General features: G+C 65.6%; 13 protein-coding genes and 1 riboswitch. Of the genes, 3 read left to right on the top strand and 10 right to left on the bottom strand.

Annotation, left to right across the window (positions count from 1 at the left end; all coding sequences use genetic code 11):
* Positions 1-87: 87 nt before the first annotated feature.
* Both A5733_RS07225 and A5733_RS07230 read right to left on the bottom strand, forming a co-directional pair.
* Complete coding sequence (locus A5733_RS07225; RefSeq protein ID WP_067769471.1) at positions 88-414, bottom strand: hypothetical protein; 327 nt, start codon at positions 412-414, stop codon at positions 88-90.
* 10 nt (positions 415-424) lie between these two features.
* On the bottom strand, positions 425-649 hold the full coding sequence (locus A5733_RS07230) for a hypothetical protein (protein ID WP_142253852.1): 225 nt from the start codon (positions 647-649) through the stop codon (positions 425-427).
* A 96-nt stretch (positions 650-745) separates the two neighbouring features.
* Between A5733_RS07230 and A5733_RS07235 the strand changes: the two genes are divergently transcribed.
* Positions 746-1,993, top strand: a complete 1,248-nt coding sequence (locus A5733_RS07235) for a TetR/AcrR family transcriptional regulator (protein ID WP_067769469.1) — start codon at positions 746-748, stop codon at positions 1,991-1,993.
* Here the strand turns inward: A5733_RS07235 and A5733_RS07240 are convergent.
* Together A5733_RS07240 and A5733_RS07245 are read right to left on the bottom strand one after the other, a co-directional pair.
* On the bottom strand, positions 1,960-2,229 hold the full coding sequence (locus A5733_RS07240; RefSeq protein WP_076239644.1) for a hypothetical protein: 270 nt from the start codon (positions 2,227-2,229) through the stop codon (positions 1,960-1,962). The genes A5733_RS07235 and A5733_RS07240 overlap by 34 nt on opposite strands.
* A 16-nt stretch (positions 2,230-2,245) precedes the next feature.
* Positions 2,246-3,730, bottom strand: a complete 1,485-nt coding sequence (locus A5733_RS07245; RefSeq protein WP_076239645.1) for an NAD(P)/FAD-dependent oxidoreductase — start codon at positions 3,728-3,730, stop codon at positions 2,246-2,248.
* Between the two features lie 67 nt (positions 3,731-3,797).
* Between A5733_RS07245 and A5733_RS07250 the strand changes: the two genes are divergently transcribed.
* Complete coding sequence (locus tag A5733_RS07250) at positions 3,798-4,220, top strand: amidase family protein (protein ID WP_233152643.1); 423 nt, start codon at positions 3,798-3,800, stop codon at positions 4,218-4,220.
* A 53-nt stretch (positions 4,221-4,273) separates the two neighbouring features.
* On the opposite strand, the gene A5733_RS07255 is transcribed toward A5733_RS07250, so the two are convergent.
* The 6 genes from A5733_RS07255 to thiC form a co-directional block, all read right to left on the bottom strand.
* Positions 4,274-4,543 (bottom strand): DUF3303 domain-containing protein, encoded by a 270-nt coding sequence (locus A5733_RS07255; protein WP_067769461.1) that lies wholly within the window; start codon positions 4,541-4,543, stop codon positions 4,274-4,276.
* Entirely contained in the window at positions 4,540-5,925 is a 1,386-nt protein-coding gene (locus A5733_RS07260) for a cytochrome P450 (RefSeq protein WP_076239646.1), read from the bottom strand. The genes A5733_RS07255 and A5733_RS07260 overlap by 4 nt, the downstream gene beginning before the upstream one ends.
* Positions 5,926-5,971: 46 nt before the next feature.
* On the bottom strand, positions 5,972-6,511 hold the full coding sequence (locus A5733_RS07265) for a septum formation family protein (RefSeq protein ID WP_076239647.1): 540 nt from the start codon (positions 6,509-6,511) through the stop codon (positions 5,972-5,974).
* Entirely contained in the window at positions 6,508-7,146 is a 639-nt protein-coding gene (locus tag A5733_RS07270) for an alpha/beta family hydrolase (RefSeq protein ID WP_076239648.1), read from the bottom strand. Before A5733_RS07270 ends, A5733_RS07265 begins: the two co-directional genes overlap by 4 nt.
* Positions 7,143-7,979 (bottom strand): bifunctional hydroxymethylpyrimidine kinase/phosphomethylpyrimidine kinase, encoded by an 837-nt coding sequence (gene thiD, locus A5733_RS07275; protein WP_369806691.1) that lies wholly within the window; start codon positions 7,977-7,979, stop codon positions 7,143-7,145. The genes A5733_RS07270 and thiD overlap by 4 nt, the downstream gene beginning before the upstream one ends.
* Positions 7,976-9,595, bottom strand: a complete 1,620-nt coding sequence (gene thiC, locus A5733_RS07280) for a phosphomethylpyrimidine synthase ThiC (RefSeq protein WP_076239649.1) — start codon at positions 9,593-9,595, stop codon at positions 7,976-7,978. Before thiC ends, thiD begins: the two co-directional genes overlap by 4 nt.
* Positions 9,584-9,693, bottom strand: a riboswitch (TPP riboswitch). It overlaps the preceding gene by 12 nt.
* Positions 9,694-9,911: 218 nt before the next feature.
* Here thiC and A5733_RS07285 point away from each other — a divergent pair.
* Positions 9,912-11,669 (top strand): MFS transporter, encoded by a 1,758-nt coding sequence (locus tag A5733_RS07285; protein ID WP_198938748.1) that lies wholly within the window; start codon positions 9,912-9,914, stop codon positions 11,667-11,669.
* Positions 11,670-11,674: the final 5 nt, after the last annotated feature.

Genomic DNA, 11,674 nt, shown 5'->3' on the forward strand with positions numbered 1-11,674 from the left:
ACTCCAGTCACCAAGCGCGCACGTTCACGTGAGGCAACGAACCGCCCTTCGCGCGCATCTTGACATGAGGCAACTTGGTGGCTCAAGTCAGTGTGTATCGCGCTTGGGGAGCAGGGTGTCGTGGGCCGAGGACGTGGCGGCGCGGAACAGCACGGCGATCAATGCCAGTGCTCCGAGTGCGACGACCGGGATGGTCCACAACCGGCGCACCATCAGGGCCGACCCGCACTTGTCGACGTATTCCTGACCGGCTGCGGTGGCCTGCACCAGATGAGCCGAGAATCCGGACCCGCAGGGGATCTGCATGCCGTACTGATCGAAGTCATCCAGATATACCGGCATGCTCATCAGGTACAAGCCGATGGCAAGCACCACGGCGCCGGCCAGTCCGATGTAGACAGCGCGATAACTCACCCATCCCCCTTCAGGTCATGCACACGTCGGTGAACAGCAAAACGGGCCACGAGACGATCGATCCGAGGAACGACACCACCGCATCCAGACCGCCCATCGACTGCAGGTGGTCGGTGTGGGTGCCGGACCAGACGGTGCCGATCAACAAGTACGGCACCCCCAGCACCACCGCGACGACGATCAGTTCGCCGAGGGCGACGCGGTAGGCCAGCAACCTTCGCAACCTGGCAAGCACGGGACCCCCATCCAGCATCGACGCCATCTATGTTAATGACGATTCTCACTGGCACTACCATTTTGACCCGGCTGTTCGGTCGGTTAGGGTGACGGAATGGCGCGCACCTCGCCCCGGTCGATCGACAGTGGTGCCAATGGTGTGCGACGACGACCGAAAGATCGAAAGGCCCAGATAGCGCGGGCCTCGGCGGAGTCCTTCAGCGCCCTCGGATACCACGGGGTGAGCATGGAAGCCATCGCGTCGCGGGTCGGGATTTCGGCGGCTGCGTTGTACCGGCACTATTCCAGCAAGTACGAATTGTTTCGCGACGCGGTACTCAACCTCAGCCAGCAACTTGTGGACGGGACGGCATTCGCCGACGAGGCCGAGGAGGATCCGCAGGAGCAGTTGCGCCGGCTCGTCGCGGCGCTCAGCGACACGGCTCTGGCCAACCGGGAATCCGGCGGCCTGTACCGCTGGGAGGCGCGCTATCTGCGCGGCGACGACCAGAGCACCCTGGATGCCCAGGTGCGCACGGTGCACCGCCGGATTCATCGCCCGCTGACACAATTGCGGCCCGAGCTGAGTTCGCGCGAACGCTGGACGATGTCGACCGCGGTCCTCGGCGTGATCGGCAGCGTCGTCGACCATCGTTCCAAGCTGCCCGCCGGTCAGGTGCGGGCGCTGCTGGCCGACATCTGCGACACCGTGCTGTCTGCCGAACTGCCCGAGTTCCCCACGGCGAGCGATCCGGTGGAGCCACCGCAGCCCCCGGTGACCACCACCAAATACGAGGCGCTGCTCACCGAATCGATGCGGCTGTTCAACCTGAACGGCTACCGCGACACCACGATGGAGGACATCGCCGCCGCGGTCGGCATGCCCGCGTCGGGCATCTACCGGTACTTCTCCGGCAAATCCGACATCCTGGCCGCCGGGTTCCGCCGTGCCGCCGACCGGCTGTCGGCGGACATGGCCGAGGTGCTCGGCGCGACGCAGGATCCCGAGCAGGCGCTGGGAGCCCTGATCGACGACTACGTGGCCCGGTCGTTCGACCACCCCGAACTCGACTACGTCTACTACACCGAACGTCTGAACATGACCCCCGCCGACCAGAAGATCCTGCGCGATCTGCAGCGTGCGGCCGTGGAATCCTGGGTCGAGGTGGTCACGCCGGTGCGGCCGCGGTGGAGTGCGGGGCAGGCGCGCTTCGCCGTTCATGCGGCGATGGCTTTGGTGATCGACTTGGGCCGGCTCATGAATTATCAGAACTCCGAGCCGGCCCGCGCCATCGTCTCGACGATGATCGATCTCACGCTGCTCGGTCGTTACCGATTACGGACGGCGTTGCCGGCCAGGTAAGCCAGGTAACCCAGCGAGCCGATGGCGGCCAGCTTGCGGGTCTTGGGTACCAGCAGGCCCAGGCCGATCGCAGTCTCGATGCTGCCGTTGGTGTAAATGTGCTTCTGCGTGTCCTTGGGGAACGCCGGCTTGGTGATCGACTCGAACAGCTGCGGCTTGATGAAGTGCGCTGCACCCGCGCCGGTAATGCCGAGGCCGACGAGCTTGACCAGCGTGGAGTTGTTGCCCTCTGCCATCTGTGATCCTCTCTGATCAGGCAAATGTGTAGTCGCTCAACGGAAAACGTGAGGCTTCTGCGACGGCCCGGCGGGTCGTCATCGGCCGGAGCAGCGTGGCTTCACCGGCCGGATTGAAATAGTACGACCGCGCCGATGCGCAGTTGCCGAGGGTGAACAACGAATCGCCGAGCGCCTCGGTCATCCGGTCCAGGTATCGGGCGTTGGCCTGCTCGGTGACCTCGAACGTCGTCGCGCTGCGGCGCTTGACCTCGCTGAACAACCGGGTCATCAGATGCATCTGGTACTCCATGGTGTTGAAGAAGTTCAACCCCAGGAACGCGTACGGGCTGGCCAGGCTCAGGAAGTTCGGGAAATACGGCATCGAGACACCTTGGTATGCCTGGAATCGCGTTTCGCGCCACCACTTTCCGAGGTTGCGGCCGTCACGCCCGATCACCTCGATCGCCGGGAAGTTGGCCTCCCACAGATCGAACCCGGTGGCCAGCACCAGGGTGTCGATCTTCGTCGTGGTGCCGTCGGCGTTGACGATGCCTCCCGGCTCGATGCGTTCGATTCCGTCGGCCTGCAGATGCACGTGAGGTTTGGTGAACGTGCGGTAGTAGCTGTTGGAGAATGTCGGGCGCTTGCAACCGAAGTCGTAATCCGGGGTCAACTTGCGGCGCAGTTCGGGGTCACGGATCAAGGCGAACCGATGCAGCTTGGCCAGATCGGCCGCCGCGATGTTGAACCGCCGGAAGTACCGGTGCTTGAGCACCGCGGTGTCGACCATGAACGCGTAGATGCTGTCGGTGACCGCTCGCACCGCGCGTTGGGTCAACGGCACCCGGGCGAACAACGACTTGGCCCGGGCGGAGAACTTCAGGTCGATCTTGGGCACCACCCAGATCGGGGTGCGCTGGTAGATGGTCAGGTCTGCGGCTGTCTTGGCCAACTCTGGTATCAGCTGGACAGCGGTGGCGCCCGTGCCGATGACCGCGATCCGCCGGCCGTCGGGACGGTAGCTGTCATCCCACTGCGTGGTGTGGATGACGGTGCCGCCGAAATCGTTGATCCCGGGGATGTCCGGTGTGCGTGGCTGGGACAAAAACCCGGTGGCGGTGAACAGGAACCGGGCGCTGAGCACCTCACCATCGGCCACCGCGACGCGCCAGAGCGACGCTTCCTCGTCCCAGCGGGCGCCCTCCACCGTGGTGTCGAACCGGATGTGCCGGCGCACGTCGTACTTGTCGGCGACGTCATCGGCGTATCGCTTGATCTCGGTACCGGTGGAGAACAACCGCGACCAATTGGGATTCGGCTCGAAGAAGTAGGAGTACGTGGTGGTCGGCACGTCGACGGCCAGGCCGGGGTAGTGGTTGACGTACCAGGTGCCGCCGAGATCGTCCTCGCGTTCGAGGATCACGAAATCCTCGATGCCCAGTCGCTTGAGCTGGATGGCCGCGCCGATGCCGGCAAAGCCGGCGCCGACGATGATCGCCTCGAAATGTCCCGGGCCCATGCCGCAAACAGTACCGCAGGTACCGGGTACTTTGTCGAGGGGAGTGCTGACGGCCTGCGGAGTCGGCATGATGGGCAGTTCATCCACGACGCGGCCGTTGCGGCGCAGCGCTATTCGCTGGTGGATTCGCTGGCCATGGACGCCCGGCTCCGCGCCGACCTGGCGACCGCCATGCGGGGGCGTCGACGTGCTGCTGTGCCCGACCTCGGCCGTGACCTCGCTACAGGCCGACGGCGAGTACCTCGATGGGATCGACACGCCGGTCGGGCATCGCGAGCACTATTGGGAAGGACACCTCACCAGTCCGTTCAATGTGGCCAACCACTGCGCGGTGCTGTCGGTGCCCAGCGGTCTGTCCGACGAGAACGCGCCGACGGGCGTGCAGGTGGTCAGCCACCCCCACGACGAAGCGATGGCCTTCCGGGTCGCACACGCCGTCGAGGGCCTGGTCGGATTCGATGGCAGACCCGTGTTGAGCGCGGGCGCCTGACCCGTCAGCGGGGGTTCAGCCAGCGCCGCGGGCGCAATGGTGGCACTGTGCCGTCAGAACAGCTTCGCGAGCACCTCGCCGGCCTCGGCGTCCTCCACGCAGGGGGTGATGTCGAAGGTGAGGAATTCGCCCCACTCCGCGACCGACTCGAACATGGTCTTGGCGTCGTCGGTCTCCACGATGGCGAAACCCTGGCCGTTCATGCCCCACCAACGGCCGAGCATGGTCGACCCTTCCGGAATTTGGCCGCCGGTCTTCTTGAACTTCTCGACCGCATCCCGGTAGTTCGTCTGCGACTGGGTCCAGTGCACGATGAATTTCATGGCGTACTCCTTCTTGTGATGCGGGCCGGAATCGGCCCATCGGCGACGACGGTGAACGGGCTTGCGAGCGGGAAGTCGTCGTGCAGCGAGGTGATCGAGACCTCGCGGATGATCGTCGCCAGCGCCAGGGTGGCCTCCAACATGGCGAAGTGATCGCCGACGCAGGACCGTGGCCCGCCGCCGAAAGGCAGGTATTGCCAACGGTTTCGGCCGACCGAACGCTCCGGGGTGAACCGGTCCGGGTCGAAGGTCAGCGGATCGTCCCACAGCGCCGGATCCCGGTGCAGGGCATAGATGTCGACGCTCGCCATCGATCCGGCCTCGGCGCGGTAGCCGTCGACGGTGATCTCTTCGTTGAGCACTCGAATCATGCCCGCCGCCGGTGGGCACAGACGCAGTGCCTCATGCAGCACCCGCACGGTGTAATCGAGGCGCGGCACGTCCTCAGGAGTGAGCATGCGCTCGCCGAGTGCGTTGACCTCATCGTGAACCCGGGCCTGGATGTCGGGATGCCGGCCCAGCGTCCACAACGAATAACACAGCGTCGTCGACGTGGTGTCGTGCCCGGCCAGCATGAAAAGCACCAATTCATGGCATATTTCGTCGTCGGTGAGATGGCGACCGGTATCGGGGTCGCGAGCCTCGACGAGCGCATGCACCAACGGGGCATCACGGTCGGGTTCGGCGCGCACCGCGGCGAGAATCTCGGCAGCCAACTCGTGAAGTCGTGCATTGGCCGTCCGGGCGCGGCGCTGGCCCGCCGTCGGGAACCACTGCGGAAGGTTGACCGGTCGCACCGAACGGTCGGCCACCCACGACAACGCAGTGCGCAACGCCGGCCCGATCTCGTCGGCCCGCTCGTCCAGATCCAGCCCCAGCACCGAGCGACCCAGCGCGCGCAAAGTCAGGACACGACAGGCATTGTCGAGGTCGATGCGCTGACCGTGCGCCCATCCATCGGTCAGCGACTGCGCTGCGGTCGCCATGTGTCCGGCGTACCGAGGGACGTGCTGCTTGGTGAACATCGGCTGCAATGTGCGACGACGGGGCAGCCAGCGGTCATGCGGCAGGTCGAGCAGGTTGCCGCCCATCAGCTGCCGCAACTGCACCATGGTGGTGACACCTCCGCGGTCGACGACGCCGTCGCGCCGGCTGAGCACGTCGTGCGCGCCCTGCGGTGTGGCGACCAGGAGGAGCTGGGGGATCAGCCACCGCGGACCCAGCACGGTGCGGGTCAGCGGGCCACCGGCCTCGTGCAGTCGCTGCTGGCCGACGGCAAAGTCTCGTAGGGACTTCAGCTGCTGCCAGTAGGGCAGCGGATTGCGTGGTGCCAGCGGTAGTGCCGAGGGAGACGTTGAGGGGGCAAGCTGGATCTCGACCATGCGTCGAGTGTCGGTTCGCCGGAACCGGGCGGCCTAGAGTAGCGCGTTACTCTATTTTGCCGGTGCGGGGATTCTTGCTGGTAGCGATGCACGTGACGGTGCGGTCTCCGCGTTGCCAGGAGTCGGCGGTCGGATACAGCACGAACAGCTGGATCGCCGAATCGGCGGTGACATTCGGGGCGTACTGGTCCAACGCCGGGGCGCATTTGTCGGTGTATTTGATCACCGCGGTGTCGCCGGGAAACTCCCCGTCGGGCAGCGGCAGCACCGCGAACACCTCACCCTTGTGCGGCTGATCGCAACTCACCGTCTTGACGTACAGCACGCGGCTGCTGTCGGGAATCTCGGACAGGCAGTCGCCCGCTTTGATCTGGCTGGCCTCGGTGGCGCCGCGATCGCGGGAGAGATAGAACACCGCACCGGCCGCGACCACCAGGGCGATCACCACCACCACGACCGCCAACAACACCCATTTGAGTGTCGAGGAGTTCTTCGATGGCGGCGAGTACGCGAAGGGCACCCCGGAATTCTGCGAATACGGTTGCGGTGGAGGCGGCGGGTAACCGTGACCGGGTGGGTAGGTCATGGTTCGACGATATCGAGTGCCCGCAAGGCGGCGTCCACCGCGAGGGCCGGCACATTCACCCGCTTGGACCCGAGGTCGTGACGGGCGCCGTCGATGATGACAATCTCGGTCGGCGCGCTCACCAATGCCGCTGCGGCGGTGATCTCTTCGACTGTGCCGAACGGGTCGGACGTGCCGTGAGTGAACACCGTGGGCATCGTGATGCGGGGCAGATGTTCGGTGCGGGCGCGCTCGGGCTTGCCCGGCGGGTGCAGCGGGTAGGAGAACAGCGTCAAGACATCAATGGCCGGCCCCGGCTCGTTGTTGTCACTGGCCACCATCGACGTCATGCGACCGCCGTAGGAATGCCCGCCCGCGATCACCGGGCCGTCGCTGAGTGTGCGGGCCAGGGCAACCGCCTCCGCGATGCCGTCCTGGTCACCGGCGGCCGAGCCGGACGGTGGCCCCTTCGGCCTGCGCCGGCGGTACGGCAGGTTGTAGCGGATCGCCAGCCAGCCCCGGGATGCCCACTCGTCGCAGAGCTTGACCAACATCGGAGAGTCCCGGTTGCCGCCGGCGCCGTGGGTCAGGACGACGACGCCCTGAGCCCGGCCATCGGGTTCGTGAGCGATACCCGCGATCGCGTCGAGGTTCATGACTGCAACCGGAACAGGGCGTTCACCGGGCCGTGGCCGTGCCCCAGCGGATATGCCGCCCGGATGCACTCCGTCACCCAGGCTTTGCCGAACTCCACCGCCTCGGGAACTGAATAACCATGGGCCAGGGCACATGCCGTCGCCGCCGCGAGGGTGTCGCCGGCGCCGTGATCGTGGCCGGTGTCGACCCGGGGAGCCTGGAACTCGTGAAATTCGCTGCCGTCGAACAGCAGATCGGGACTGGCCGGCGACGAGCGCAGGTGCCCGCCCTTGACCAGTGCCCACCGCGGACCCAACGCGTGCAGCGCGCGTGCCGCATCGCGCTGGGAGGCGGAGTCGACGACATCGATATCCACCAGGAGCCGCACCTCGTCGAGGTTCGGCGTGACCAAGGTGGCCAGCGGGAACAGCTCGGTGCGCAAGGCGTCCAGCGCGCTGTGATGCAGCAGCGGATCGCCGTGCATCGATGCGCACACCGGGTCGACGACGAGCGGCACGGTGGACGCCAGGCCTTCGGCCCGCCAGGTTTGGGCGATCGCGGTGATGATCTCCGCGGAGGCCAGCATCCCGGTCTTGGCGGCCTCGATGCCGATATCGGTGACGACGGCCCGGATCTGATCAGAGACGATGTCGGGCGGGATCTCGTGAAAACCTTTGACGCCCACCGAGTTCTGCACGGTCACGGCGGTGACCGCGACACAGCCGTGCAGGCCGAGCATGGCAAAGGTCCGCATGTCGGCCTGGATTCCGGCGCCACCGCCGGAGTCGGACCCGGCGATGGTCATCACCCGTCGCGGTGCGTCACCGGCGGGTGCCAACGGCAAGAAGTTCACGTCGCCAATGGTAGGTAGACGCGGTTGCCGTGGTCGGCGAACTCCTGGGACTTGGCGGCCATGCCCGCGGCGATCTCATCGGGGACACCGCCGGGATAGGCGTCCCGAATATCCTGCGAGATCCGCATCGAGCAGAACTTCGGCCCACACATCGAGCAGAAATGCGCGGTCTTGGCCGGTTCAGCGGGCAACGTCTCGTCGTGGAAATCGCGCGCGGTGTCGGGATCGAGCGAGAGCGCGAACTGATCGTGCCAGCGGAACTCGAAGCGGGCCCGGGAGAGCGCGTCATCGCGCTGCTGTGCGCGGGGATGCCCCTTGGCCAGGTCGGCGGCGTGCGCGGCGATCTTGTAGGCGATCACCCCGTCCTTGACGTCCTTGCGGTCCGGCAGGCCCAGGTGTTCCTTGGGGGTGACGTAGCACAGCATCGCGGTGCCGGCCTGGGCGATGATGGCCGCGCCGATCGCGCTGGTGATGTGGTCGTACGCCGGGGCGATGTCGGTGGCCAGCGGGCCCAGCGTGTAGAACGGCGCCTCTTCGCAGAGTTCCTCTTCGAGCTTGACGTTCTCGACGATCTTGTGCATCGGGACGTGGCCCGGGCCTTCGATCATCACCTGCACGCCATGGGATTTCGCGATCTTGGTCAGCTCACCCAGCGTGCGCAGCTCGGCGAACTGGGCCTCGTCGTTGGCGTCGGCGATCGACCCCGGCCGCAGCCCGTCGCCCAGCGAGAACGTCACGTCGTAGCGAGCCAGGATCTCGCAGAGTTCCTCGAAGTGGGTGTACAGGAACGACTCGGTGTGGTGTGCCAGACACCAGGCGGCCATGATCGACCCGCCGCGGCTCACGATGCCGGTGACCCGGTTGACGGTCAGCGGGATGTACCGCAGCAGCACCCCGGCGTGCACGGTCATGTAGTCGACGCCCTGCTCGCATTGCTCGATCACGGTGTCGCGGTACATTTCCCACGTCAGCTTGGTGGGGTCCCCGTTGACCTTCTCCAGTGCCTGGTAGATCGGGACGGTGCCGACCGGGACCGGGGAATTGCGCAGGATCCACTCGCGCGTCTGGTGGATGTCCTTGCCGGTGGACAGATCCATGATGGTGTCGGCACCCCATCGGGTGGCCCACACCATCTTGTCGACCTCTTCACCGATCGAGCTGGTGACCGCCGAATTGCCGATATTGGCATTGACTTTCACTGAGAACGCCTTGCCGATGATCATCGGCTCGCTCTCGGGGTGGTTGTGGTTGGCCGGAATGACGGCCCGGCCGGCTGCGACTTCTTGACGCACCAGTTCGGCGGAAACGCCTTCGCGCTCAGCGATATACGCCATCTCGGCGGTGATCTCACCGGCGCGGGCGCGTTGCAGTTGCGTGCCCCGGTCTTTGACCACTGCGGGCCGCGGCGGCAGACCTGTGTTCAGGTCGATCGCCGCGTTGTCTGCGGTGTACGGGCCTGAGGTGTCGTACAGGTCCAGGTGTTCACCATTGGTGAGATTCACCCGGCGAAACGGCACCCGCATGGTGGCGCCGTCATGGTTGATCTCGCGATAGACCTTGGTGCTTCCCGTGATCGGGCCGGTCGTCACTGATGGGTCGAGAACAGAACTACTCATTTCATCTCCCTACGCCGGCATTACCCGGTCAGGTTCGTACGGTCGACGGGCGTACCCGTCCTCTCAGTGCGCTCGTGCGCACTCCCGCGTGTGGTTTGCAGGCCCCAACCTAGCGCAGACGTGGCCGGAGGGGTACCGGGAGTCAGTCAATTGACAGGAAACGGTGTCCGGCTGCGATGTGGAGAGCCAGGCGCTGTGACGACTGCCTGGCCCTCCGATTCTTCGGGTTGCCGCGGCTTGATTTGCATAGCTAATATATGTGTTTTGAACATGTTGGGCCTCAGCGCCCCTCGATAGCGACTAGAGCGAAGACGGAATGACGACTGAGATGACGAAAACGGCCGGAGACGCCGACACCGCGGAAGCGGTGACCGCCGACCGCCGCAAACGGATGGACCACGACCATCCCTTCTACAAATGGGTGGTGCTGTCCAACACCACGTTGGGCATCTTGCTGGCCTCGATCAACGCCTCGATCGTGCTGATCTCGCTGCCCGCGATCTTCCGTGGTATCGGCCTGAATCCGCTGGCTCCCGGCAACGTCAGCTACCTGCTGTGGATGCTGATGGGCTACCTGGTGGTGACCGCGGTGCTCGTCGTGCCGTTCGGACGTCTCGGCGACATGTACGGCCGGGTGCGCATCTACAACCTGGGCTTCGTGGTCTTCACCGTGGCGGCGATCGCGCTGTCGTTCGACCCGTTCCAACTCGGTGGTGGCGCCGTCTGGCTGATCGGCTGGCGCGTCATCCAGGGTGTCGGTGGCGCCATGCTGATGGCGTCGTCCTCGGCGATCCTCACCGATGCCTTCCCGGCCAACCAGCGCGGGATGGCGCTGGGCACCAACATGGTGGCCGCCGTGGCCGGGTCGTTTCTCGGGTTGCTGATCGGCGGCTTCTTGTCCGAATGGCACTGGAAAGCCGTCTTCTGGGTGGGTGTGCCGATCGGTGTCGTCGGCACCATCTGGAGTTACCGCTCCCTCAAGGAGCTCGGAGTCCGCACCGCCGGGCGCCTCGACTGGGCCGGCACGCTGACCTTCGGCCTGGGCCTGACGGTATTGCTGATCGGCATCACCTACGGCATCCAGCCCTACGGTGACTCGACGACCGGGTGGACCAGCCCATGGGTGCTGGGCTCCATCGCCGTCGGGCTGCTGCTGCTCGTGGCGTTCTGCGTCGTCGAACTCAAGGTGTCGTCGCCCATGGTCGACATCCGGTTGTTCAAATCGGCGGCTTTCGGCATGGGCAACCTGGCCGGGCTGATGTCCTCGGTGGGCCGCGGCGGGTTGCAGTTCATGCTCATCATCTGGCTGCAGGGCATCTGGCTGCCGCTGCACGGCTATAGTTTCGAGTCCACCCCGCTGTGGGCCGGCATCTATCTGCTGCCGGTCACCGTCGGGTTCCTGGTCGCCGCACCGATCGCCGGATCACTGTCCGACCGCATCGGCGCGCGGCCGCTGACGGTCGGCGGCATGCTGCTGATGGCGACCACGTTCGTGGCGCTCCTGCTCATCCCGGTCAACTTCGACTACTGGGTGTTCGCGATCCTGGTGTTCCTCAACGGCCTGGGTGGCGGCATCTTCACCGCCCCCAACACCGCAGCCATCATGTCGAGCGTCCCGGCCGGTCAGCGTGGTGCGGCCTCCGGGGTGCGGTCCACGTTTTTCAACGCCGGCAACTCACTGTCGATCGGTATCTTCTTCTCGCTGATGATCGTCGGGCTGGCCAACACGTTGCCCGCCGCACTGACCAGTGGCCTGACGCAGCAAGGTGTTTCGGCATCGGTGGCGCACGACGTGGCGAACCTGCCCCCGGTCGGCAGCCTGTTTGCGGCCTTCCTGGGCTACAACCCGATGGCAGAGTTACTCGCGCCCTACGACGCGTTACATCAACCGGGCGTCAACGCCGACGTGATCACCGGGCAGACGTTCTTCCCGCAGTTGATCACCGAGCCGTTTCATTCCGGACTGACGGTGGTGTTCACCGCCGCCGCCGTGATGATGGTGATCGGGGCGGTGGCGTCGATGTTCAGTGCGGGCCGGTATGGGACGGAGGCGGGAGCTGACAACGAGGCCTGAGAGGC

It is taken from the genome of Mycobacterium sp. NS-7484 (genome assembly GCF_001953975.1).
Taxonomy (GTDB): Bacteria; Actinomycetota; Actinomycetes; order Mycobacteriales; family Mycobacteriaceae; genus Mycobacterium.

What these genes read in the sequence shown, in the direction of transcription:
- A5733_RS07235 (WP_067769469.1), top strand. Translation starts at nt 746, where the DNA reads ATGGCGCGCACCTCGCCCCGGTCGATCGACAGTGGTGCCAATGGTGTG.
- A5733_RS07240 (WP_076239644.1), bottom strand. Translation starts at nt 2,229, where the DNA reads ATGGCAGAGGGCAACAACTCCACGCTGGTCAAGCTCGTCGGCCTCGGC.
- A5733_RS07285 (WP_198938748.1), top strand. Translation starts at nt 9,912, where the DNA reads ATGACGACTGAGATGACGAAAACGGCCGGAGACGCCGACACCGCGGAA.
- A5733_RS07245 (WP_076239645.1), bottom strand. Translation starts at nt 3,730, where the DNA reads ATGGGCCCGGGACATTTCGAGGCGATCATCGTCGGCGCCGGCTTTGCC.
- A5733_RS07265 (WP_076239647.1), bottom strand. Translation starts at nt 6,511, where the DNA reads ATGACCTACCCACCCGGTCACGGTTACCCGCCGCCTCCACCGCAACCG.
- A5733_RS07255 (WP_067769461.1), bottom strand. Translation starts at nt 4,543, where the DNA reads ATGAAATTCATCGTGCACTGGACCCAGTCGCAGACGAACTACCGGGAT.
- thiC (WP_076239649.1), bottom strand. Translation starts at nt 9,595, where the DNA reads ATGAGTAGTTCTGTTCTCGACCCATCAGTGACGACCGGCCCGATCACG.
- A5733_RS07250 (WP_233152643.1), top strand. Translation starts at nt 3,798, where the DNA reads ATGATGGGCAGTTCATCCACGACGCGGCCGTTGCGGCGCAGCGCTATT.
- A5733_RS07270 (WP_076239648.1), bottom strand. Translation starts at nt 7,146, where the DNA reads ATGAACCTCGACGCGATCGCGGGTATCGCTCACGAACCCGATGGCCGG.
- A5733_RS07260 (WP_076239646.1), bottom strand. Translation starts at nt 5,925, where the DNA reads ATGGTCGAGATCCAGCTTGCCCCCTCAACGTCTCCCTCGGCACTACCG.